The organism is Pseudonocardia sp. GCM10023141 (assembly GCF_042653605.1).
This window is the reverse complement of the sequence record NZ_JBHSIR010000043.1, coordinates 28745-49723: the sequence shown is the minus strand read 5'-3', so window position 1 is coordinate 49723 and position 20979 is coordinate 28745. Positions and strand designations below refer to the sequence as shown.

Genomic DNA, 20979 nt, shown 5'->3' with positions numbered 1-20979 from the left:
CCGGACGCGCCGGCAGCGGTCGCGAAGCCGGCGCTGTCGATGCGCGGCGCCCGGATCAGTTTCGGTGAGCGCACGCTGTGGGACGGCCTGGACCTCGACATCACACCCGGCGAGTTCGTCGCGGTACTGGGGCCCAACGGCTCCGGCAAGACCACGCTGGTGCGGGTACTGCTCGGGTTGTTGCCGCTCACGGCCGGTGAGGTGCGGATCGGGGGCCACCCGCCGCGGCGGGGCAGCCCCAGCATCGGTTACGTGCCGCAGCAGAAGGCGCTCGACCCGGACCTGCCGCTGCGCGGCCGCGATCTCGTGGGTCTGGGCCTCGACGGGCACAAGCTCGGCATCGGGCTGACGGGGCGCGCGGCGCGGCGGGCGAAGGTCGACGCCGCGCTCGCCGCCGTCAACGGCACGGCGTACGCCAACTCGCCGGTCGGGCGCCTGTCGGGCGGCGAGCAGCAGCGGTTGCGCGTCGCGCAGGCGCTCGTCGGCGACCCGGACGTGCTGCTGTGCGACGAGCCGTTGCTCTCGCTCGACATCGCCCACCAGCGCACGGTCACCGAGCTCATCGACCAGCGCAGGCGCTCCGCCGGTACCGCGGTGCTCTTCGTGACCCACGAGATCAACCCGGTGCTGCCGCTGGTGGACCGCGTGCTCTACCTCGTCAACGGCCGGTTCCGGATCGGGCCGCCGTCGGAGGTGATGACGTCCGAGGTGCTCTCCGAGCTCTACCGCACCCGCGTCGACGTGCTGAACGTGCGCGACCGGCTCGTCGTCGTCGGCGCCGAGGCGCACCCGGAGCACTGTCACGGAGAACCGGAATGAGCGAGATCGTCGCCAGGCTGTTCACGTTCGACGGGCTCGGCGCGCTGCTGGCCCTCCCGTTCGTGCAGAACGCGCTGCTCGCCTGCGCCGTGCTCGGGCTGGTCGCGGGCGCGCTCGCACCGCTGATCGTCTCCCGCGGGATGTCGTTCGCCGTGCACGGCACCGCGGAGCTCGCGTTCACGGGCGGGGCCGCCGCGCTGCTGATCGGGGTCGGGGTCGGGATCGGTGCCGTCGTCGGTGCCGTCGTCGCCGGCGTGGTGTTCGGCCTGCTGGGGCTGCGCCAGCGCGAGCGCGACTCGGTGATCGGCGTCGTGCTCGCCTTCGGGCTGGGCCTGGGTGTGCTCATGCTCGCGCTCTACAGCGGCCGCGCGTCCAACAAGTTCGGGCTGCTCACCGGGTCGATCGTGTCGGTCGACTCCACCAACCTCGTCGTGCTCGCGATCGTCGCCGTGCTGGTGATCGGGGTGCTCGCGGTGCTCTACCGGCCGCTGCTGTTCGCCAGCACCGACCCCGATGTCGCGCTCGCGCGCGGGGTGCCCGTGCGGTTCCTGTCGCTGGTGTTCGCCGTGCTGATCGGCCTCACCACGGCCCTGGCCGTGCCGATCGTCGGCGCGATCCTGGTGCTGTCGGTGATGATCGCGCCCGGGGCGGCGGCCGCCCGCGTCACCGCCAACCCGCTGCTGGCCACCGGGCTGGCCGTGCTGTTCGCCGAGGTCGCGCTGCTCGGCGGCACGGTGATGTCGCTGGCGCCGGGGCTGCCGGTGTCGGGGTACGTGGCCGCGATCGCGTTCCTGCTCTACGTCGGCTGCCGGGTGGTGGCGCGGCTGCGCGGCCGCCGCGTTGCCGCCGCCTGACCGCGCCAACGAAAGAGCCACCGCGCCGACGTCGAGACGTTGGCGCGGTGGCTCTTTCGTTGGCGCGGTGGGTCAGCGCAGGCGCGCCCGGCGCTGGCGCGCCACCTCGGCGAGCACGACGCCGGCCGCGACCGAGGCGTTGAGCGACTCCACGGGGCCCGCCATCGGCACCGAGACGATCACGTCGCACGTCTGGCGGACCAGGCGGCCCAGGCCCTTGCCCTCGGAGCCGACCACTAGCACGAGCGGGCCGGTGGCCATCTCGAAGTCGTCCAGCGTCACGTCGCCCTCGCCGTCGAGGCCCGCGATCATGTAGCCCGCGGTGGCGTACTCCTGGAGCGTGCGGGTGAGGTTGGTGGCCCGCGCCACGGGCAGCCGCGCCGCGACCCCCGCCGACGTGCGCCACGCAACGGCCGTCATGCCGGCGGCACGGCGCTGCGGCACGACCACGCCGTGGCCGCCGAACGCCCCGACCGAGCGCACGACGGCGCCGAGGTTGCGGGGGTCCGTGACGCCGTCGAGCGCCACGATCAGCCCCGGACGTCCGGAGTCGGCAGCGGCCTCGAGCAGGTCGTCGGGGTGCGCGTACTCGTAGGGCGGCACCTGCAGGGCCAGGCCCTGGTGCAGCGCGCCACCACCGATGCGATCGAGCTCGGCCCGCTGGACCTCGAGGATCGAGATGCCGGCGTCGGCAGCGAGCCGCACGGCCTCGACGACGCGCTCGTCGGCCGACATCCCGATCGCGACGTAGAGCGCCGTGGCCGGCACGCCGGCACGCAGGCACTCCACGACCGGGTTGCGACCCAGCACCGTCTCGGCGGTGTCGCCGTCGCCCGCGCGACGGCGGTTGTTGCCCGCGACCTTGCCCCGCCCGGCCGTCGCCTTCGCGACGCGTGCCGCGCGGCGTGCAGCCGGGTGGTGGGGCCGCTCCTCCTTCGGAGGTGTCGGGCCCCTGCCCTCGAGCGCGGCTCGCCGCTGCCCGCCGGATCCGACGACCATGCCCTTCTTGGTGCCGTCCTTGCGCGTCGCACCGCGACGCTTGGAATTGCCGGCCATTCTGATTCCCTACCTGGCTACCGGTCCCGATCAGCCATCTTTGAGCGACCATGTGGGTCCGTCGGGGCTGTCCTCAACGGACACCCCGGCGGCCGTGAGGCGGTCGCGCACCTCGTCGGCCGCGGCGAAGTCCTTGCTGGCCCGCGCATCCTGGCGCTGCGCGAGCAGATCCTCGACCAGCGCGGTGAGCGCGACGGTGGCGGCATCGTTGCCGGCACCGACGATCCACCGCGGGTCGAGGGGGTCGAGACCGAGCACCCCGGTCATGGCGCGCACGGACGCCGCAGCACCCGACGCGGCGGCGTGATCGCCGGCGTCGAGTGCGGCGTTGCCCTCGCGGACGGTGCCGTGGATGGCGGCCAGCGCCGACGGCGTGCTCAGGTCGTCGTCGAGCGCGGCGGTGAACTCGGCGCACAGCACGCCGGGCCCGGGCGTGCCGAGCCGCTCGCGCACGCGGTGCACGAAGGACTCGATGCGACGGTAGGCCGTGACCGACTCCTGCAGCGCCACGTCGGAGAACTCGATGTTGGAACGGTAGTGCGGGCCGACGAGGTAGTAGCGCAGCTCCGCACCGCGCACCCGGCGCAACATCGCGTCGATGGACAGCGTGTTGCCCAACGACTTGGACATCTTCTCGCCGCCCATGGTGACCCAGGCGTTGTGCAGCCAGAACCGCGCGAACGGATCACCCGCGGCATGCGACTGGGCCAGCTCGTTCTCGTGGTGCGGGAAGATCAGATCGATGCCACCACCGTGGATGTCGAACTCGCGGCCCAGGTACATGCCCGCCATCGCCGAGCACTCCAGGTGCCATCCCGGCCTGCCGTCGCCCCACGGAGTGGGCCACGTCGGCTCGCCCGGCTTGGCGGCCTTCCACATCGCGAAGTCGCGGGGATCGCGCTTGCCGGTGTTGTCCGGCTCGCCCTGCTCGACCTGGTCCACCCGCTGGCCGGAGAGCGTGCCGTACTCCGGCAGCGACTTGACGTCGAAGTAGACGCTGCCCTGGCTTGCGTACGCATGACCACCGTCGATCAGCCGTTGCATCAGCTCGACCATCTGTGTGATGTGCCCGGTGGCCCGCGGCTCGATGGTGGGCGGCAGGCAACCCAGCGCCTCGTAGGCGGCCTGGAACTCGCGCTCGAACTCCGCGCCCCAGTCCCACCACGGGCGCCCGGCGCCCGCGGCCTTGACCAGGATCTTGTCGTCGATGTCGGTGACGTTGCGCACCATCGTGACCGCGAGCCCCTGGTGCTCGAGCCAGCGGCGCAGCACGTCGTAGTTGAGACCGGAGCGGACGTGCCCGATGTGCGGCTTGCCCTGCACCGTGGCGCCACAGTAATAGATCGACGCTGCCCCGGCCCGCACCGGGACGAAGTCCCGCTGCTTCTTGGTGGCGGTGTCGAAAAGGCGCAAGCTCACATGTTCAGAGTACGGACACCCTCCCCCACCCACCGTCACCGGGGAGTTCCCGTTCGTCCAAGACGCCTGGTGGCGACTGCGGCAGGCTCATGCCCATGGAGATCCGAGGGATGTACCCGAAGCTGGTCGTCGAGGGTGCCGATGCGGCGCTGGCGTTCTACACGGCAGCGTTCGGCGCGAAGGTGCTGGAGCGCTTCACCGAGCCGGGCGGTCGCGTCGTGCACGCGATGGCCGGGATCGGCGACCTGCGATTCGCGGTGAAGGACGCCGGAGACGGTGATCCGGCCCCGTCCGGTGGCGGGGTTCCGGTGATCATGGCGCTGGAGGTGACCGACGCAGACGCGGTGGCCGAGCGGATGCTCGCCGCCGGCGCCACCGTCATCTACCCGGTGGCCGATCACGACTACGGCGACGGGGCGCGGGACCGGGGCGGCCGGCTGGCCGACCCGTTCGGGCACCAGTGGATGGTGGCAGCCCCGCCGAGAACGTAGCTGCGGTGATCATCAGGGCCTGTTGATCACGGTAGGTGCGTTCTCGACGGTCAGGGGCTGGGCAGGAGCAGGGCCGTCGCGATCGCCGCGACACCCTCGCCGCGACCGGTGAGGCCGAGGCCGTCGGTGGTGGTGCCCGACACCGAGACGGGGCCGCCGACCGCGGCGGAGAGCACCTGCTGCGCCTCCGCACGCCGGGTGCCGACCTTCGGGGCGTTGCCGATGACCTGGACCGCGGCGTTGCCCACCCGCCAGCCGGCCTCGATGAGCAGCCTGGTGACCTCTGTGAGCAGGGCCGACCCGCTCGCCCCCGCCCACTCGGGACGGCCGGTGCCGAACACCGCACCGAGGTCACCGAGGCCGGCGGCCGACAGCAGGGCGTCGCAGAGGGCGTGGGCGGCGACATCGCCGTCGGAGTGGCCCGAGCAGCCGTCGACGCCCGGCCACAGCAGGCCCGCGATCCAGCAGTCCCGCCCGGCCTCGACCGGATGCACGTCTGTGCCGATGCCGACTCTCACGGCCTGAGGATCACAGCACGATCCGGCCGGCCAGCAGCCGGGCCTGCTCGAGGTGCCACGCGGTGTGGACGGCGAACGCCAGCGGATCACCCGCAACCGTGTGTACCGCGACGCCCGCCGCGGCCAGCTCCGCGGCGGCGCCCAGCGGATCGGCGACGTCGGCCAGCAGTTCGGCGCGGAAGGCCTGCGGCAGCTGCACCACCCGCAGCGCCGACCGGTCCGGGGTGGCGCGGACGGTGCCGTCCGGGTCGACGCGCTTGACGGTGTCGGCGAGCGGGAGCACCGGAACCGCTGCGGGCGCGCCTGCGACGACGGCCGCCACCACCGCGGCGGCGAGCGCGGGAGGCGCGAGCGGTCGGGCGGCGTCGTGCAGCAGCACGACGGCATCGGATCCGGGTGTGACGAGACCGTCACCATCGGTTGCACCCGCTCGTTGACGGGCGTGTGGCCCGACCCGGAGCAGCAGGTGGCGCAAGGCGGCCGCATGCACCTCGACGGGCAGCCCCGAGCAGGCGGCCGTGATCGGCCCGGGATCCGCACCGGGGTCAACCAGCACGTGCACCCGCTCGACGACCCCGGCCGCCAGCAGGCCACGCACGGCGTGCACCAGCAGCGAGTGCCCGTTGAGCTCGGTCAGCGCATCAGGCCCGGCACGACGAACGCCGGCCACCACCACCGCAATGACGTTCATGCGGGGGCAGGGACCGGCGGTCCGTGCATGATGTGCAGCTGCGCCGACGCTCAGGCGGTGGCGGTGGCCAGCACCTCGTCGAGAAGGATCTCGGCGCGCTCCTCGTCGGTACCTTCCGCGAGCGCGAGCTCGCTGACGAGGATCTGGCGGGCCTTGGCGAGCATCCGCTTCTCACCAGCGGAAAGCCCGCGGTCCTTCTCGCGGCGCCACAGGTCGCGGACGACCTCGGCCACCTTGTTCACGTCACCCGACGCCAGCTTCTCCAAGTTGGCCTTGTATCGGCGCGACCAGTTCGTAGGCTCCTCCGTGTGCGGGGCGCGGAGCACCTCGAACACTCTGTCCAGACCTTCCTGGCCCACCACATCGCGAACACCGACAACTTCGGCATTCTCGGCGGGAACACGCACCGTGAGATCACCCTGCGCGACCTTGAGAACGAGGTACTTGCGTTCCTCGCCCTTGATCGTCCGAGTCTCGATGGCCTCGATGAGAGCGGCACCGTGGTGCGGGTAGACGACGGTCTCTCCGACCTTAAAAACCATGTGTCCTCTGCCCCTTTCGCAGCCTCCAGGTTAACACGACCCGCCCGGTCACTGCCGCCCGGTCCGGCCCGTCACCGCAGGTCAGGGGATTGACAACGGCCGCGAAACGTGCCTGCGGCAGCCGCGTCAGTGGCCCCGGAGAACCCCGACTAGGCTGCGAACCGGTCGAACCGGTACGCGGTAGCGCGCCCGGAACGGCCGAGCTAGCGCACCTGCCGCACCGCGGCACGCACCCGGCCGGAAGGACGTCAGACCCGTGAGTCGCACGCTGCGTATTCGCCCGACCGGAGCAGCCGCCATCATCGGCGTCGTCTTCGGAGCCGTCGCGCTGGCGGGGTGTGGCGCGGGCCAGATCACCCAGACCAGCTCCCAGGTCGCCGGCGTCGGTGGCGCCAGCGCCACGGTCGGCAGGCTGGCCATCCGCAACGCGGAGATCGACTTCCCCACCAACGCCACCGACGGCAACAAGTACGTCGCGGGCAGCAGTGCCCCGCTGCGACTGACCATCGTCAACGGCGGCGGCCAGGACGACCAGCTCGTGTCGGCATCCAGCCCGGTCGCGGCATCCGTGCTGGTCACCGGCGATTCCACGATCCCGGCCGGTCGCGAGCTCGACGTCGAGGGCAAGCCCACCCCGGTCGCCGCAGCCACCTCGACGGGCGCGCCCGCCTCCGGTGCGCCCGCTGCCGGCAGCACCCCCACGGCCACCCCCACGCCGTCCTCACCCGCCACGCCGGCCACGGCCGCCGCCGCGGGTGAGAACCGCACGGCCCAGATCGTGCTCACCGGGCTGCGCGAGGACGTGAAGGCCGGACTGGTCTACGAGGTCGTGCTGACGTTCAAGAACGTGGGCCCGGTCCGGATCGACGTGCCGGTCGGCAACCCCGCTGAGTCCGGCACCGACAACCACAGCTAGTGACGGCACGGGCCCGAGCGAACCGCGCCGGATACCGCTGCTCGGCCTGCAACCACCAGACCACGCAGTGGGTCGGCCGCTGCCCGTCGTGCCAGGCATGGGGAACGCTCGAGCAGGCCGCGCCCACCGTCGGCCCGGCGCGGGCCCGCGTCGTCGCGGGCGCGACGAGCTCCCCGGCCCGGCGCATCGGTGACATCGAGCTCGACAGCGCCCGCTCCCGCCCGACGGGCGTGTCCGAACTGGACCGGGTGCTCGGTGGCGGTCTCGTGCCGGGCGCGGTGGTGCTGCTGGCGGGAGAACCCGGCGTCGGCAAGTCCACGCTGCTGCTCGAGGTGGCGGCCCAGCGGGGCCGTCGTGTGTTGTATGTCACCGGCGAGGAGTCGGCCGGGCAGGTGCGGCTGCGGGCGGAGCGCACCGGCGCCGTGCACGACGAGCTCTACCTCGCCGCCGAGTCCGACCTCGGCGCCATCGTCGGACACATCGACGAGCTGCGACCCGAACTGCTCGTGGTCGACTCCATCCAGACGATGTCCAGCTCCGAGGTCGACGGCGCGCCGGGCGGCGTCACGCAGACCCGCGCGGTCACCGTCGGGCTGACGGCACTCGCCAAGGACCGGGGCCTGCCGGTCATCCTCGTCGGCCACGTCACCAAGGACGGCTCGATCGCGGGGCCGCGCGTGCTCGAGCACCTCGTGGACGTCGTGCTCTCGTTCGAGGGCGACAAGCACTCCACGCTGCGGATGGTGCGCGGTGTGAAGAACCGGTTCGGCCCCGCCGACGAGGTCGGCTGCTTCGAGCTGCGCGACACCGGCATCGTCGGCATGCCGGATCCCTCCGGGCTCTTCCTCGACCGCACCGCCGGGCCGCCGGTGCCCGGTACCGCCGTCACCATCGTCCTGGACGGCCGCAGGCCGCTTCCTGCCGAGCTGCAGGCGCTCGTCACCGGCAAGGACATCCCCAGCCCGCGCCGGGCCGTCAGCGGCCTCGACAACGCCCGTGTCGCGATGCTGCTCGCCGTGCTCGAGAAGCGCGCGGGCGTGCGGCTGCACGACGCCGAGGTCTACGCCGCGACGGTCGGCGGGATGCGGGTCGTGGAGCCGGCGGCCGACCTGGCGCTGGCGCTGGCCATCACCTCGGCGCGCCGCGACGTCGCGCTGCCGTCGAACGTGGTGGTGCTGGGCGAGATCGGACTGGCGGGCGAGGTGCGGCGGGTGCCGGCGCTGGAGCGGCGGCTGGCCGAGGCCGCCCGGCTCGGCTTCACGCACGCGCTCGTGCCCCCCGACAGCGGATCCGTGCCGCCCGGGATCACCACCACCGAGGTGCACGACGTGAGCGCCGTGCTGAAGGCGATCAAATAGGGGCCTGTCAAGTGGGGGCCGGGCGCCTCAGGGTGTCAACGTCAGCGGCACCGGTGCGCTGATCACGTCGTCAAGCCGCGTCATCACGCGGTACGGGCCTGCCGGCACCGCTTTGCGCGGGGCCACGCAGCCCGGCGTCGTCGTGCCGCCCGCCCAGGTCACCGAGAACACCACGGGCTGGCCGGGCACGAGCGTCCGGAGGTCGGGGTTCGACGGGTTGGCGCAGTCGTTGCTCGACCACAGGCGCGTGGCTAGGTCGTTGCTCCACACGACGACCTCCTGGCGCTGGCCGTCGAGGTCGCGGAAGCACGGTTGGCCGCTGATGTTCCTGATCACCAGGCGCAGCACCACGCGATCCCCGAGGCGGTGCTCGGGCTGGTCCACCTCGGCACTCGCGGCGATCATCGGGTTGGTGCAGGCCACCGGGCCGGTCGACGGCGGCGGGGGCGACGCGGCCGCGGCCGGGCGCGCGTTCTCGTCGGGACGGCCCTCCGGCACGGCCGCAGGCGTGGCCGGGGGCGTGGCCGGGGGCGTGGTTGTGGCGGCGGGCGGGGTGGTGGTGGGCCCGGCGGGCGGGGTGGGAGGCGGGGCCGGAGTGGCCGTCGGCGTCGCGGACGCCGTGGCGTCGGGCGCGGTTGCGCCGCGCGAGGACGGCGTGACGATCGGTCCGGGTCCCGCCGTCCCCGGCGACGACAGAGCGTCGGAGAGGACCTGCGACAGCGCCTGTGGCTGCACGACGGTTCCCTCGACGGGCTCTGGAGCCGCCGGGGACGGGGAGACCTGCTGGGGAGCGGACAGTGCAGCGCGGTTCGCGGCGAGTGCCGTGACACCGTCACCTGCGGGAACCTTCGGAGCGGTCAGTGCGGAGACGCACAGGACGGCGAGTGCGATCACCAGCACCGTCGATGCCGCAGCGACCCAGCGCCGTCTCCAGTAGACCGACGCGGGCAGCGGTCCGACCGGCTCCCACATGTCACTCAGAGTATCTGATCGACTACCATAAGTTGCGGACCCGCGTGGGACCGGCGCGTCGCGACGCGCCGAGCTGCACTCGCCCGACGGACCCTCGCCCGGGCGCCCGCTTGCCCCCAACGGACTAACGCGCAACACTCATGAGGTGATGCGCATGTTCCTCGAGGCCTTCTGGCCGAGCCGCCGCATCACGCATTTCGACGAGTTCTGTCGCTGGGCCGCGTAGCGCGATCCCGCACGTCCGGGTCGCCGCGCGGCCGAGCCGTGCCCACCGTCGTGGGCCCGAGCCCGCGACGCCACCCGGAACTCCCGATCTGCAAAGGGAACACCCATGTCCGTCACGGACGAACTGCTCGCCAACAACGCCCGCTACGCGGAGACGTTCGAGGGACCGCTGCCGCTGCCGCCCGCCAAGCACGTGGCCGTGCTCGCCTGCATGGACGCACGGCTCAACGTCTACGCCATCCTCGGCCTCAACGAGGGCGAGTCGCACGTGATCCGCAACGCGGGTGGCGTGGTCACCGACGACGAGATCCGCTCGCTCGCCATCAGCCAGCGACTGCTCGGCACCCAGGAGATCATCCTGATCCACCACACCGACTGCGGGATGCTCACCTTCACCGACGACGGCTTCAAGAAGTCGATCCAGGACGACACCGGCATCAAGCCGGAGTGGGCCGCCGAGGCCTTCCCCGACCTCGACGAGGACGTCCGCCAGTCCATCGCGCGGATCAGGGCCAGCAAGTTCATCCCGCACACCAACCAGGTCCGCGGCTTCGTCTTCGACGTCGCCACCGGGAAGCTCAACGAGGTCGTGTAGTCGCACGGGAACGGGCAGTGGCACGATCTCGATCCGTGCCGCTGCCCGATCTCGTACTCGACTGGTACCTCGTCAACAAGCGTGACCTGCCGTGGCGCCGTCCGGAGACCACCCCGTGGGGCGTACTGGTCAGCGAGTTCATGCTGCAGCAGACGCCCGTCGCGCGCGTCGAGCCGATCTGGCTCGACTGGATGCAGCGCTGGCCCACGCCGTCCGCGTTCGCCGCGGCCTCGCGCGCCGATGTGCTGCGGGCCTGGGGGAAGCTCGGCTACCCGCGCCGTGCACTGCGCCTGCACGCCGCGGCCGAGGTGATCGCCACGCAGCAGGGCGACGCCGTCCCGTCCGACATCGACGCGCTCGAGGCACTGCCCGGGATCGGCAGCTACACGGCGCGCGCCGTCGCCGCCTTCGGCTACGGGCGGCGCTGCCCCGTCGTCGACACCAACGTCCGCCGCGTCGTGGCCAGGGCCGTGCACGGTGCCGGTGACGCCGGTCCGGCCCGGGTGAAGGCGGATCTCGCCGACGTCGACGCGCTCCTGCCGGCCGACGACACCACTGCCGCCACGATCTCCATCGGGCTGATGGAGCTCGGTGCGCTCGTCTGCACGGCCCGCACCCCGCGGTGCGGCAGCTGCCCGGTGCACGAGGTGTGTGCGTGGCAGCTCGCCGGCCGTCCCGAGTACACCGGACCGCGCAAGGCGGTGCAGACCTATGCCGGCACCGATCGGCAGGTCCGTGGACGGCTGCTCGACGTGCTGCGGGACGCCGAGCACCCCGTCGAGAAGGCCGTGCTCGACCTGGCCTGGTCCGACGCCGGGCAGCGCGACCGCTGCCTGCACTCGCTGCTCGACGACGGGCTGGCCGAGCAGCACGACGACGGCCGCTTCGCGCTCCCGGCATAGGGCCCGGCCGTGGCACAGACCATCCGCTTCCGGCTCGACGACGACGCCGTCGACGCCGTGGCCGCGTTGCGGGCTCGGCTCGCCGCAACCGGCATCGCCGTGCCGTCGACCCGCCCGGCCGTCACGGTGGCTGCCGCGACGACCATCCCGGCCCCGGCGCGCGCGGCCGTCGCGGCGGAGCTGCGGCTGCTCGCACTGCCGTCGATCTGGCTCGCGACGCTCGGCACGGTGGCCGGGCGCCCCGACGAGCTCGTGCTCGCGGCCGTGGTGGACGCCGAACTGCTCGCCGTGCACGCTGCGGTGCACGACGCTCTCGCCGGGCGCGTCAAGGGGCCGGTGGCGGCCTACCTGCCGGGCACCTGGTTGCCGCACTGCGTGCTGGCCACCGCGGAGCCCGGCAGGGCCTTCGCCGAGCTACACCCGATCACGCCCGTACGTGCCCGCGTCGTCGAGCTCGTCGACGGCGACGCCTGACGGCACCGGCCGGTTGCGGGTGGTGAGCACCCCGACCACGATGACGATCACGGCGAGCAGCGCCGTCATCAGCAGCTCGAAGCGCGAGCCCTCGCGGGTGGCCATGTAGCCGAGGATCCCGACGATCGCGACGATGACGACCCACGTCAGGTAGGGGTGGGCCCACATCCGCACGGGCATCGGCGTGCCCGACTGCTCGAGCTTGCCCCGCAGCCGCAGCTGCGAGATCGCGATCACCAGGTACACCAGCAGAGCCACCGCGCCCGAGGTGGCCACCAGCGCCGTGAACACCTGGTCCGGTGCCGCGTAGTTGGCGATGACGGCGAGGAACCCGACCGCGGTCGACACGAGCACCGCGACCCGCGGCACCCCGTTGCCCGTCGTGCGCATCACGCCGGACGGGGCCTGGCGGCGCCTGCCGAGCGAGTACATCATCCGCGACGCCGTGTAGAGCGCCGAGTTCAGGCAGCTCGCGACCGCGACCAGCACGACGATGTCGACGATCGCCTTGGCCCCCGGGAGCCCGATGATGTCCAGCGCGGACTGGTAGGAGCCGTCCTTCGCCAGCGCGGGGTCGTTCCACGGCACGATCGCGACGACCAGCAGGATCGAGGCCAGGTAGAACAGGGAGATCCGCCAGATGACCGAGCGGGTGGCCCGGCCGATCTTCTCGGCGGGGTTGTCCGACTCCGCGGCGGCGATCGTGACGATCTCGGTGCCCATGAAGCTGAACATCGTCAGCAGCACCGCGGCGATCACGGCCCCGAACCCGTTGGGCATGAAGCCGCCGGTGTCGAACAGGTGCGACACCCCGCTCACCCCGCTGCCGGGCAGCAGGCCGAGCACGGCCAGCAGGCCGATCGCGATGAACCCGATGATCGCGACCACCTTGAGCATGGCGAACCAGAACTCGAACTCGCCGTAGTTGGCCACGCTGAACAGGTTGGTGACCGTCAGCACGAGCGTGATGACCAGCGCCCACACCCACTGGTCCAGCGCCGGGATCCAGGCGTTGAGGATCTTGGCTGCCGCGGTGGCCTCGGCCGGGATCACCAGCACCCAGAACCACCAGTACAGCCAGCCGACCGTGAAGCCGGCCCAGGGGCCGATCGCCCGGTCCGCGTAGGTGGAGAACGAGCCGGAGTCGGGATTGGCGGCCGCCATCTCACCCAGCATCCGCATGACGAAGACGACCAGCAGGCCCGCGATGGCGTAGGCGATCAGCACGGCGGGCCCGGCCGAGGCGATCGCCCCGCTGGACCCGACGAACAGGCCGGCGCCGATCACACCGGCAATGCTGATCATGGTGACGTGCCGGTTCTTCAACCCGGCGCTCAGTGCAGTTCCGGCCTCAGCCATGTGCGTCCCTCCGACGAGCGGCCCCGGATCACGGGGCATTCGGCGCATCGTCACACCGCCGGGCGGCTCCCGCCAGACGCTGTAGCCACGCTTGACGTACCCGTAAGGGAGCGGTCAGCCCACGCCGTCCGTTGATCTGCAGGAAGGGCCGTCAGACCCGCTGCTCGCGCAGGAACTCCGCGACGGCCGTCCGGTAGGCCACCGGGTCCCCGGCCTGCACCAGGTGCCCCGTGCCCGGCAACCGGACGTGGCGCGCATCGGCGATCCGCCCTGCCATCCGCTCGATCTGCCCCGGCGGCGCCACGCTCTCGGCCGCTTCGATCAGCAGCGTGGGGCAGCGCACGGCGTCCAGCGCCGCCCAGTGGTCGACCTGCGCCCACTCCGCCGCGATCTCGACGACGTGCTCGATCGACGCGAGCAGGTGGTAGCCGTCGGCCCGCTCCTCGACGCACTCGGCCATGTAGTCACCGAACTCGGGCCGGGGGTACCCGAACGCCTCCCGGACCGCGGCCAGCGCCGGGAAGGGCTGCGGGAGCGCACCGAACCACGCGCGGGCGTCCTCGGCGCTGCGGCCGCGGAAGTCGACGGCCATGTCCTCCACGACCAGCACCCGCACCAGATCGGGCCGGCGCGCGGCCAGCAGCAGGCCGTGCAGCCCGCCCATCGAGTGCCCGATCACCACACCCGGACCGCCCGACTCGCGCACCAGCGACTCCAGCACCTCCGCGGCGTCGAGCGCCATGCGCTCCGTGGTCCACGGCCCGCGGGCCGTGGACCGGCCGTGGCCGCGAGCGTCCAGGCCCAGCACGCGCCCGTGTGCGGTGAGCCAGCGCGCCGCCGACCACCAGGTGGTGGCCCGGCCCATCAGCCCGTGCAGCAGCAGGATCGGCTCGCCGGAGCCCCCGAACTCGACGATCTCCAGCTCGAGAGAGTCACTGGTCCGCACAGTGCGCCGCACACCCGGAACCTACGCCGGCACTAATCTGGACGGCATGGCCGTTGTGAAGATCAATGCGATTGAGGTTCCCGAGGGCGCGGGCCCCGAGCTGGAGAAGCGGTTCGCCAACCGCCTGCACGCCGTCGACGGGCAGCCGGGCTTCCTCTCCTTCGAGCTGTTGCGCCCGGTCTCCGGCGACAACCGCTACTTCGTCGTCACCCACTGGGACAGCGACGAGTCGTTCCAGGCGTGGCTGAAGGGCCCGGCCATGGAGGCGCACTCCGGCGAGCGCGCCCGCCCGGTGTCCTCCGGCTCGGCGCTGCTGGAGTTCGAGGTGGTCCAGCACTCGACCGCGTCCTGAGCCGCCCTCAGCCGGGGATCGCCCCCGCGTCGTCCACCACGATGCCGAACAGGTCGCCGATGGCGGCCAGGCTCGCGGCCTGCAACGCCGCCGCCGACACGGCGCCGTCGTTGCCCGGGAGTGCGCGGGTGGCGGTCGCGTTGGCCACCACCGTCGGCGCGTAGCCGAGGTTGAAGCCGCCGCGAGCCGTCGAGTTGACGCACATGTGCGTCATGAACCCGGCGAGCACGAGGTTCGATGCGCCGGCGGCGGTGAGCCGCTCGTGCAGGTCGGTACCGACGAACGAGTTCGGGAACGCCTTCACGATCACGGGCTCGTCACCGCGGGGCGCCACCCTGTCGACGATCGCGCCGATCTCGGCACGCACGTCGTACGGCGATCCCTCCCCCGCGTCGTGCTGGATGTGGATGATCGGGACGCCTGCCGAGCGCGCGCGGTCCAGCAGCGCCTCGGCCTGGTCGAGGGCCTTCTCGACGCCCTCGAGCTCCATCACGCCGCGCGTGTAGGTGTTCTGGCAGTCGATCATGATCAGCGTGGACTCGGCGAGCGCCGCCGGAGCGGCGGGAAGGCCGCTGAGCGCGCGCAACGTTGCGGGCTCGGACATGGGTGGTTCCTCTCCTGTCGCGGACAGGTCCGAGCGTGGGCCATCGGCCCACGCTCGGACACCGCCATCTGCACCGCAGTCAGACTCCGTTGATCGCTGCCGACTCCTCATCGGAGAACAGCCGCGAGCGGATCATGAATCGGACACCTTCCGGTGCCTCGACCGAGAACCCACTGCCGCGACCCTTCACGACGTCGACGGTGAGGTGGGTGTGCTTCCAGTACCCGAACTGCGACTCCGACATGTAGAAGCCGATCGGTGCCAACCCCTCGACCGCGAGATCGCCGAGGTGCACATCGGAGCCGCCGATCTTGAAATCGCCGTCCGGGTAGCACATGGGCGAGCTCCCGTCGCAGCATCCACCGGACTGGTGGAACATCAACGGCCCGTGGATCTCCGTCAGTTTGACGAGAAGCGCCGCGGCCGCCGGCGACAGCGCCACCCGTTCGTTGCCGGACTCCGGCACCTCCGGAATGGGCGCCTCCGCCGGCTGGTCACTCATCAGAAGAAGCCCTGGGCGTTCTGCGAGTAGCTGACCAGCAGGTTCTTCGTGTTCTGGTAGTGGTCCAGCATCATCTTGTGGTTCTCGCGACCCACACCGGACTGCTTGTAGCCGCCGAACGCCGCGTGCGCGGGGTAGGCGTGGTAGTTGTTCACCCACACCCGGCCGGCCTGGATGTCACGTCCGGCCCGGTAGGCGACGTTGCCGTCGCGCGACCACACCGCGGCACCGAGCCCGTAGAGCGTGTCGTTGGCGATGTCGATCGCGTTGTCGTAGTCGGAGAACCGGGCCACGGAGACCACCGGGCCGAAGATCTCCTCCTGGAAGATCCGCATCGAGTTGTTGCCCTCGAAGATGGTCGGCTGCATGTAGTAGCCGCCCGAGAGGTTGCCACCGAGGTCGGCGCGCTCCCCACCGGTGAGGACCTTCGCGCCCTCCTGCCGGCCGATGTCGATGTAGGAAAGGATCTTCTCGAGCTGGTCGTTGGACGCCTGCGCGCCCATCATCGTTTCGGTGTCGAGCGGGTCACCCTGCTTGATCTGCTCGGTGCGCTTGACGGCGTCCTGGAGGAAGTCGTTGTAGATCTCCCCCTGGATCAGGGCGCGCGACGGGCAGGTGCAGACCTCGCCCTGGTTGAGGGCGAACATCGCGAAGCCCTCGAGCGCCTTGTCGTAGAACGAGTCGTTCGAGCTCGCCACGTCGTTGAAGAAGACGTTGGGACTCTTGCCGCCGAGCTCCAGCGTCACCGGGATCAGGTTCTCCGACGCGTACTGCATGATCAGCCGGCCGGTGGTGGTCTCACCGGTGAAGGCGATCTTGCGGATGCGCTTGTTGGACGCGAGCGGCTTGCCCGCCTCCACGCCGAAGCCGTTGACGATGTTGAGCACGCCCGCGGGCAGCAGGTCGCCGATGAGCTCGTTGAGCACGTGGATCGACGCCGGCGTCTGCTCGGCGGGCTTGAGCACCACGGCGTTGCCCGCGGCAAGTGCAGGTGCGAGCTTCCAGATCGCCATCAGGATCGGGAAGTTCCACGGGATGATCTGCCCGACGACGCCGAGCGGCTCGTGGAAGTGGTAGGCGACGGTGTCGTCGTCGATCTGGGAGAGGCTGCCCTCCTGCGCACGGATCGCGCCCGCGAAGTAGCGGAGGTGGTCGATCGCGAGCGGGATGTCGGCGGCCAGCGTCTCGCGGCAGGCCTTGCCGTTCTCCCACGCCTCGGCGATGGCGATCATCTCGAGGTTCGCCTCGATGCGGTCGGCCATCTTGTTGAGGATGTTGGCGCGCTCGGTCACCGACGTCTTGCCCCAGGCCGGAGCGGCCGCGTGGGCGGCGTCGAGTGCGAGCTCGACGTCCTCCGCGGTGCTGCGGGCGACCTCGGTGAAGGTCTGGCCGGTGACCGGCGTGGGGTTCTCGAAGTACCGGCCCTTGACCGGCGCGACGTACTCACCGCCGATGAAGTTGTCGTAGCGGGTCTTGAAGGTGACGACACTGCCGGAGTCGCCGGGAGCCGCGTACTTGGCCATCTGGGGTCCTTCCACTTCGTCGAGGTCAGGTGGCCGCAGACCGTAATCAGCGGGGGGTTGCAGATGGGTTGCAGCCGATCACCCGCAGATGCGGAGCACCCCACCTGACCGTTCCGCCAGTGCGTCTGCGAAGGAGGTTGCCTGAGCTGCCGGGCACGCGGATGCTGGAGACTGAGGAAGAGCGCGGCGCGGCACCGCATCGGACGCCGTCGAGCGCAGGCGTGGAGGCTACGTGCCCGACTACGGCAGCCAGGCAACCGTCATCGACCCGGTTCAGCGAGCCCGTGATCTCGCCAGGGTCCGCGAGGCGGTGCTCAGCGGCGACCACGGCGGTCCGGCACCCAGGGAACTGATCTCCGACTCGTGGGAGCGCTCGCTCGCCGCGCGCGTCGACCCCGAGCGCGGCGACCCGCCACGGATCTACGAGCACACCGAGGTCGGCCGGATCCGCAGCGGCCACCCGCTGGCCGCCGTGCTGCCGCTGCTGCGCGACACGCTGGTCTCGATCGCCGACGAGGCGATGCACATGATGATCGTGACCGATGCGCAGGGCCACATCCTGTGGCGGGAGGGCCAGCGCGACGTGCTGCGCACCGCCGAGCGTGTCGGGCTCGTCGAGGGCACCCGGTGGGCCGAGGACAGCATCGGCACCAACGCGATGGGCACGGCGCTGGCGGCCGATCGCGCGGTGCAGATCCACTCGGCCGAACACCTGGTGCGCACTTACCACAGCTGGACGTGCGCGGCGTGCCCCATCCACGACCCCGACACCGGCTCGGTGATCGGCGCGGTCGACGTCACCGGCCCGGTTCGCACCTTCCACCCCACCACCATCGCGCTGGTGATCGCCGCGGCACGGCTCGCCGAGGGCCACCTCGCGACGCAGCTCGCGATGCGGGACGAGCGGCTGCTGGCGCGGAACCTGCCGCACCTCGCGGGCCTGCGCGACGAGCCGGGCGCGCTGCTGGCTCCCGGTGGCCGGGTGCTCGCGGCACAGCCGATGGGCTGGCTGCCTTCGCACGTCACGTTGCCGACCGCCGGCGACCGGGTCACGCTCGGCGAGATCGGCGAGGGCCTGCTGGAACCGCTCGCCGAAGGCTGGTTGCTGCGGCTGCGCCATTCCACGGCACGGCCCCGGGCGGTCCTCGCACTGCCGTTCCTCGGCACCGCCCGCCCGCTTGCCTGCCTCGACGGCCGCCCGCTGCGGCTGACGCTGCGCCACGCCGAGCTGTTGACGATGCTGGCGTTGCACCCCGAAGGGCTCACCGCCGACGAGATGGCCACCGCGCTGCACGGGGACACCGGCAAGACCGTCACGGTGCGCGCCGAGGTGCACCGGCTGCGCGTCGCGCTGGGGGCCGCGGCGCTGCGGACGCAGCCCTACCGGCTGGAGGCGCGCGTGGACGCCGATTTCCTGGCCGTGCGTTCCGCCATCGCGGACGGGCGGGTGCGCGACGCCGTCAACGCCTATCGTGGCCCACTGCTGCCCCGCTCCGAGGCGCCGCGCGTGCGCGAGGAGCGGGAGCTGCTCGCCGCCGCCATCCGGCGAGCGGTGCTCACCAGCGGTGACTGCGACGCGATGTGGACGCTGTCGGGCACGGTCGACGGGCTCCTCGACGTCGAGCTGGCACAGCGGCTGATCCGCGCGCTCCCCGATCGCGACCCCCGCCACGCCGTGCTCGCGGGACGGCTCATCGGCGCCTGATCGGCTCGGGGCCGCGGCCCCCACTCCACCGGCAGGTCCCCGTCACCACCTCGCACCCTCGGCGTCCCCGTTCGGGGTGATTCATTGAACGTCCGTTGAATTAAGCCTCATTCACAGCTACCGTAGCACTACGGAAGCCGTGAATGACCCGAGGGAGGGTCCGATGGACGAGCGAGTGATCGTGGTAGGAGCCGGCCCCACCGGCCTGATGCTGGCTCACGAGCTGGCGCTGGCGGGGATCTCGTGCACGCTCCTGGAGAAGCGCAGCGAGCAGGCTAACCTGACGCGGGCGTTCGGCATGGCCTCACGAACCCTGGAGCTGCTCGACGCCCGCGGGCTGGCCGACGAGCTGGTGGCCGAGGGCAACATCGTCCCCGCGGCGCAGCTCAACGGTGGCGTGTCGATCGACCTGTCGCTGATCGAGAGCCGCTTCAACTTCATGCTCATCACGCCGCAGAGCATCACCGAGCGCATGCTCGAGCAGCGGTGCGTCGAGAGCGGCGTCGAGATCGTGCGCGGTGCCCAGGTCACCGCCGTCGAGCAGGACGGCGACGGTGTCACGCTGACGGTCACCGGACCGGAGGGCTCCCGCACCGAGCGCGCCGCGTACGTGGTGGGCTGCGACGGGACGCACAGCGCCATCCGCAGCGCGGTGGGCATCACGTTCGTCGGCAAGGAGAACGTCACACCCATCACGCTGGCCGACGTCGAGCTGCGCGACCGGCCCTCCGATGCCGTCGCCGCGGCCGTCAACCGCGAGGGCGTGTGCCTCGTGGTCCCGTTCGGCGACGGTTACCACCGGATGATCATCTGGGACCGGCGCAACGACCACATCGCGATCGACACCCCGCTGACCACCGACGAGCTCCGCGACTCGGCCACCCGGATCGCCGGTACCGACTTCGGGATGAGCGAGCCGCGGTGGAAGTCGCGGTTCCTCGCCGAGCAGCGCCAGGCCGAGCACTACCGCGCCGGCCGGGTGCTGATCGCGGGCGACGCCGCACACAGCCATTCCCCGATCGGCGCCCAGGGCATGAACACCGGCATCGGGGACGCCATGAACCTGGGTTGGAAGCTCGCCGCCGTCGTCCGCGGAACCGCCAAGGCGACGCTGCTGGACACGTTCGAGTCCGAACGCCATCCCGTCGGCAGGATGGTGCTGGCGCTGACCGGCGGCCTGACCCGCGCCACCCTGATCAAGTCCGATATCGGGCTGAAGATCGTGCAGTTCGCGATGCGCACGGTGCTGAGCGTCGAGGCGATCCGGCGCCGCCCCCGCGGGCTCGTCAGCGGTGTCGGCATCGCCTACGCACCGCGCGGGCAGCACCCGCACCGGCTCGCCGGCAAGCGCGCCCTCGACCTGGAGCTGGCCGGCGGCCAGCGGCTCTACGAGGCGCTGCGCAACGCCACCTTCGTGCTCGTCGATGCGAGCCCCGACGGCACGGCAGCAGCCCAGGCCACCCGCGGCTGGGGTGACCGGGTGGCCGCCCGCACCGTCGTGCGGCGCGCCGGTGTCACACCGCAGGTCCTGCTCGTGCGACCGGACGGCTACGTCGCGTGGGCCGCCGACTCCGCCCCTGACGCCACCACGCTCGCGGCCGTACTGAGCGAGTGGTGCGGCCCGGCGAAGCAGCTGCAGGGCCAGCGGTAACCCCGCTCCTGCGGTGCCGGAACGGGCAGCGTCAGGTCGCCGGCTCCGACAGCGGGCGCCCCGCGAGGGTGCCATCGCGCACCTGGGCGACCTGCTCGTCGCGCAACGTCGCGGCGGCGCCGAAGCCCTTCACCCGCAGCGTCCGGAAGTGCTTGTCGTTGCGATCGAGCTGCACCGGCCACGCCATCAGCCGCACGAGCCGCAGCAGCAGCACGAACGGCAGCACCACCAGCTGGACGGCCAGGTCGACCACCGTCACGGCCAGGCCGACCGCAGCGATGAGCAGGAACGGGATGGCCAGGATGAAGTCCAGGTCGCTGCTGCTGCTGCCGTTGTTGTCACCGCCGCCGGTGCCCGGCAGCGCCTTCCACACATCGCGCAGCGTGACCCACCGCCGCCACGCGTACCAGCGCCGCCACACGCGCCACTCGACGCCGTCCGGATCGGTCACCTTCGGTCGAGCCATGTGCACCCACCATCCACGAGGGAGCGCCACCGAACGGCC

23 protein-coding genes are annotated in these 20979 nt (G+C 71.8%); 11 read left to right on the top strand and 12 right to left on the bottom strand.

Annotated features, from left to right (window positions below):
• Positions 1–39: 39 nt before the first annotated feature.
• Together ACFPFQ_RS25340 and ACFPFQ_RS25335 are read left to right on the top strand one after the other, a co-directional pair.
• Entirely contained in the window at positions 40–819 is a 780-nt protein-coding gene (locus ACFPFQ_RS25340; protein ID WP_379623285.1) for a metal ABC transporter ATP-binding protein, read from the top strand.
• On the top strand, positions 816–1673 hold the full coding sequence (locus ACFPFQ_RS25335) for a metal ABC transporter permease (protein WP_379623015.1): 858 nt from the start codon (positions 816–818) through the stop codon (positions 1671–1673). The genes ACFPFQ_RS25340 and ACFPFQ_RS25335 overlap by 4 nt, the downstream gene beginning before the upstream one ends.
• Positions 1674–1745: 72 nt before the next feature.
• Here ACFPFQ_RS25335 and rlmB read toward each other — a convergent pair whose 3' ends face one another.
• Together rlmB and cysS are read right to left on the bottom strand one after the other, a co-directional pair.
• Positions 1746–2729 (bottom strand): 23S rRNA (guanosine(2251)-2'-O)-methyltransferase RlmB, encoded by a 984-nt coding sequence (gene rlmB, locus ACFPFQ_RS25330; protein ID WP_379623013.1) that lies wholly within the window; start codon positions 2727–2729, stop codon positions 1746–1748.
• A gap of 30 nt (positions 2730–2759) precedes the next feature.
• Positions 2760–4148, bottom strand: coding sequence for a cysteine--tRNA ligase (gene cysS / locus ACFPFQ_RS25325; RefSeq protein WP_379623011.1), 1389 nt, complete (start codon positions 4146–4148; stop codon positions 2760–2762).
• A 95-nt stretch (positions 4149–4243) separates the two neighbouring features.
• Here cysS and ACFPFQ_RS25320 point away from each other — a divergent pair, with 95 nt between their 5' ends.
• A complete protein-coding gene (locus ACFPFQ_RS25320; RefSeq protein WP_379623009.1) occupies positions 4244–4639 on the top strand; it encodes a VOC family protein in 396 nt (131 codons plus the stop codon).
• Positions 4640–4689: 50 nt separating this feature from the next.
• Here the strand turns inward: ACFPFQ_RS25320 and ispF are convergent, their stop codons facing one another.
• The 3 genes from ispF to ACFPFQ_RS25305 are packed head-to-tail and all read right to left on the bottom strand — an operon-like array spanning position 4690 to position 6390.
• Complete coding sequence (gene ispF / locus ACFPFQ_RS25315) at positions 4690–5157, bottom strand: 2-C-methyl-D-erythritol 2,4-cyclodiphosphate synthase (protein WP_379623007.1); 468 nt, start codon at positions 5155–5157, stop codon at positions 4690–4692.
• Positions 5158–5167: 10 nt separating this feature from the next.
• Positions 5168–5848 (bottom strand): 2-C-methyl-D-erythritol 4-phosphate cytidylyltransferase, encoded by a 681-nt coding sequence (locus ACFPFQ_RS25310; RefSeq protein ID WP_379623005.1) that lies wholly within the window; start codon positions 5846–5848, stop codon positions 5168–5170.
• Between the two features lie 50 nt (positions 5849–5898).
• Positions 5899–6390, bottom strand: a complete 492-nt coding sequence (locus tag ACFPFQ_RS25305) for a CarD family transcriptional regulator (protein ID WP_379623003.1) — start codon at positions 6388–6390, stop codon at positions 5899–5901.
• 256 nt (positions 6391–6646) lie between these two features.
• Between ACFPFQ_RS25305 and ACFPFQ_RS25300 the strand changes: the two genes are divergently transcribed.
• Positions 6647–7306: a hypothetical protein gene (locus tag ACFPFQ_RS25300; RefSeq protein ID WP_379623001.1), complete on the top strand. Its 660-nt coding sequence runs from the start codon at positions 6647–6649 to the stop codon at positions 7304–7306.
• Positions 7306–8664 carry a DNA repair protein RadA gene (gene radA / locus ACFPFQ_RS25295; RefSeq protein ID WP_379622999.1) on the top strand — a complete coding sequence of 453 codons (1359 nt, stop codon included), beginning with the start codon at positions 7306–7308 and terminating at the stop codon, positions 8662–8664. The genes ACFPFQ_RS25300 and radA overlap by 1 nt, the downstream gene beginning before the upstream one ends.
• Positions 8665–8691: 27 nt before the next feature.
• Here radA and ACFPFQ_RS25290 read toward each other — a convergent pair whose 3' ends face one another.
• A complete protein-coding gene (locus ACFPFQ_RS25290) occupies positions 8692–9636 on the bottom strand; it encodes a hypothetical protein (RefSeq protein ID WP_379622997.1) in 945 nt (314 codons plus the stop codon).
• Positions 9637–9967: 331 nt separating this feature from the next.
• Between ACFPFQ_RS25290 and ACFPFQ_RS25285 the strand changes: the two genes are divergently transcribed.
• Genes ACFPFQ_RS25285 through ACFPFQ_RS25275 form a run of 3 tightly spaced genes read left to right on the top strand, consistent with a single transcriptional unit; the run spans position 9968 to position 11832 of the window.
• Positions 9968–10456: a beta-class carbonic anhydrase gene (locus ACFPFQ_RS25285; protein ID WP_379622995.1), complete on the top strand. Its 489-nt coding sequence runs from the start codon at positions 9968–9970 to the stop codon at positions 10454–10456.
• Positions 10457–10497: 41 nt separating this feature from the next.
• Positions 10498–11358, top strand: coding sequence for an A/G-specific adenine glycosylase (locus ACFPFQ_RS25280; protein WP_379623283.1), 861 nt, complete (start codon positions 10498–10500; stop codon positions 11356–11358).
• Positions 11359–11367: 9 nt separating this feature from the next.
• Complete coding sequence (locus tag ACFPFQ_RS25275) at positions 11368–11832, top strand: 2'-5' RNA ligase family protein (RefSeq protein WP_379622993.1); 465 nt, start codon at positions 11368–11370, stop codon at positions 11830–11832.
• On the opposite strand, the gene gabP is transcribed toward ACFPFQ_RS25275, so the two are convergent.
• Complete coding sequence (gene gabP / locus ACFPFQ_RS25270; RefSeq protein WP_379622991.1) at positions 11773–13191, bottom strand: GABA permease; 1419 nt, start codon at positions 13189–13191, stop codon at positions 11773–11775. The two genes, ACFPFQ_RS25275 and gabP, sit on opposite strands and share 60 nt — an antisense overlap.
• A gap of 151 nt (positions 13192–13342) precedes the next feature.
• Positions 13343–14149, bottom strand: a complete 807-nt coding sequence (locus ACFPFQ_RS25265) for an alpha/beta fold hydrolase (protein WP_379622989.1) — start codon at positions 14147–14149, stop codon at positions 13343–13345.
• Between the two features lie 34 nt (positions 14150–14183).
• On the opposite strand from ACFPFQ_RS25265, the gene ACFPFQ_RS25260 reads away from it, so the two are divergent.
• Complete coding sequence (locus tag ACFPFQ_RS25260; protein ID WP_379622987.1) at positions 14184–14489, top strand: antibiotic biosynthesis monooxygenase family protein; 306 nt, start codon at positions 14184–14186, stop codon at positions 14487–14489.
• A 7-nt stretch (positions 14490–14496) separates the two neighbouring features.
• Here ACFPFQ_RS25260 and ACFPFQ_RS25255 read toward each other — a convergent pair whose 3' ends face one another.
• The 3 genes from ACFPFQ_RS25255 to adh form a co-directional block, all read right to left on the bottom strand.
• Positions 14497–15093, bottom strand: coding sequence for a cysteine hydrolase family protein (locus tag ACFPFQ_RS25255; RefSeq protein ID WP_379622986.1), 597 nt, complete (start codon positions 15091–15093; stop codon positions 14497–14499).
• Positions 15094–15172: 79 nt separating this feature from the next.
• Positions 15173–15595 (bottom strand): DUF779 domain-containing protein, encoded by a 423-nt coding sequence (locus ACFPFQ_RS25250; protein ID WP_379622984.1) that lies wholly within the window; start codon positions 15593–15595, stop codon positions 15173–15175.
• A complete protein-coding gene (gene adh / locus ACFPFQ_RS25245; RefSeq protein WP_379622983.1) occupies positions 15595–17118 on the bottom strand; it encodes an aldehyde dehydrogenase in 1524 nt (507 codons plus the stop codon). The genes ACFPFQ_RS25250 and adh overlap by 1 nt, the downstream gene beginning before the upstream one ends.
• Positions 17119–17350: 232 nt before the next feature.
• On the opposite strand from adh, the gene ACFPFQ_RS25240 reads away from it, so the two are divergent.
• Both ACFPFQ_RS25240 and ACFPFQ_RS25235 read left to right on the top strand, forming a co-directional pair.
• On the top strand, positions 17351–18823 hold the full coding sequence (locus ACFPFQ_RS25240; RefSeq protein WP_379622981.1) for a GAF domain-containing protein: 1473 nt from the start codon (positions 17351–17353) through the stop codon (positions 18821–18823).
• A 163-nt stretch (positions 18824–18986) separates the two neighbouring features.
• Entirely contained in the window at positions 18987–20474 is a 1488-nt protein-coding gene (locus ACFPFQ_RS25235) for an FAD-dependent oxidoreductase (RefSeq protein WP_379622979.1), read from the top strand.
• Between the two features lie 31 nt (positions 20475–20505).
• Here ACFPFQ_RS25235 and ACFPFQ_RS25230 read toward each other — a convergent pair whose 3' ends face one another.
• Entirely contained in the window at positions 20506–20940 is a 435-nt protein-coding gene (locus ACFPFQ_RS25230) for a hypothetical protein (protein WP_379622977.1), read from the bottom strand.
• Positions 20941–20979 lie beyond the last annotated feature (39 nt).